At 72.7% G+C, this 1,311-nt stretch carries 1 protein-coding gene; it reads left to right on the top strand.

Features of this window, described 5'->3' with window-relative positions:
- The coding region (locus ABD908_RS27335) for an acyltransferase domain-containing protein (protein WP_345002052.1) at positions 1 to 1,311 on the top strand (1,311 nt) is incomplete at both ends.

Genomic DNA, 1,311 nt, shown 5'->3' with positions numbered 1-1,311 from the left:
CTCGTGCGCGCCCGCGACCGCGCCGGCCTCCGCGCCGCGCTCGCCGAGCTGGGCGAGGCGCTCGGGCGCGGGAACCTGCCCGAAGGTGTCCGGATCCACCGCGGGACACCGGGTTCCGGTCGCCCGGCGTTCGTGTATCCGGGGCAGGGCAGCCAGCGCCCGGGTATGGGCGCGCTGTACTACCGGCTATCCGACGTGTACCGCGGCTCGATCGACCGTTCCCACGAGCGCTCGCTCGCGCTGTTCGACGCGTCGCCGCGTGACTACCTGCTGGCGGAGGGCGACTACGCCCCCGACGACGACGCGGCGGGTGGCAGCGCGTCGGTCCGGATCGACGCGCCCGTCGACGTGGTGCAGCCCGCGATCTTCATGCAGATGCTGGGCATGGTTGCGATGTGGAACGCCGCCGGCGTGCACGCGGACATCCACCTCGGCCACAGCCAGGGCGAGATCGCCGCCGCCGTCGCAGCCGGGGCGATCTCGCTCGACGACGGCCTGCGGGTGGTGACCGGACGCGCGCGGCTGGTGCGCGACCTGTCCCCCGAGGGCTACGCCATGGCGGTGTTGGGGATCGACCGCGAGGCGACGGCCGCGATCATCGCTCGGCGCAGCGGATTCGTCGAGCACTCGGTGGTGAACTCGGCGCACATCCAGTGCATCAGCGGCTCGCAGGGCGAGGTGCACGCCGTCGTCGAACAGCTCACGGAGGCAGGCACGTTCGCGCGCGAGATCCGAGTCGCCTACCCCGCGCATACCTCCATCGTGGGCATGATCGCCGCCGACCGCGTCGCCTACCTCGCCGACAACGACTCGACGACCTTTCTGGATACGGGCGACCTGTGTATCGGCGGCACGCTAGGCGGCCCGATCACCTCCGACATCTCCCCGGTCGACTACTGGTACCTCAACCTCCGCAACCCCGTCCGCTTCGACCTCGCGACCGCGGCGGCGCTCGAGGCCGGCGCGGATGTGTTGATCGAGGTGTCCGAGCACCCGACGCTGCAGCTCGCGCTGCTGGAGAACATCTCCGAGGCCCGCGGCGCGGGTGCGGCGGCCAGGGTGATCGGCAGCTCGCGGCGCGACGCCGAGGACCTCGCGGTCTTCGCGGACTCCGTGGCCGATGTACTGACCCGCAGCGCCGACTTCGACTTCACCGCGCTCTGTACCGCAGGCGCCGGATCGACTCTGCCTGAGGGCTTCCCGCCGGCCCCCATGGCGAGGTCGGTTCTGTGGGCGCCCCCGCTGCGGCCCAGCCGTCGCACGCCCGGGCGGCCCGCGCCCACGCGGCTGATCGCCCGGTGGGTCGACCCG

The sequence above is a fragment of the Tsukamurella soli genome (assembly GCF_039541155.1).
GTDB lineage: Bacteria > Actinomycetota > Actinomycetes > Mycobacteriales > Mycobacteriaceae > Tsukamurella > Tsukamurella soli.
The sequence above is the reverse complement of the archived record's forward strand: the minus strand, read 5'-3'. Positions and strand labels throughout refer to the sequence as shown.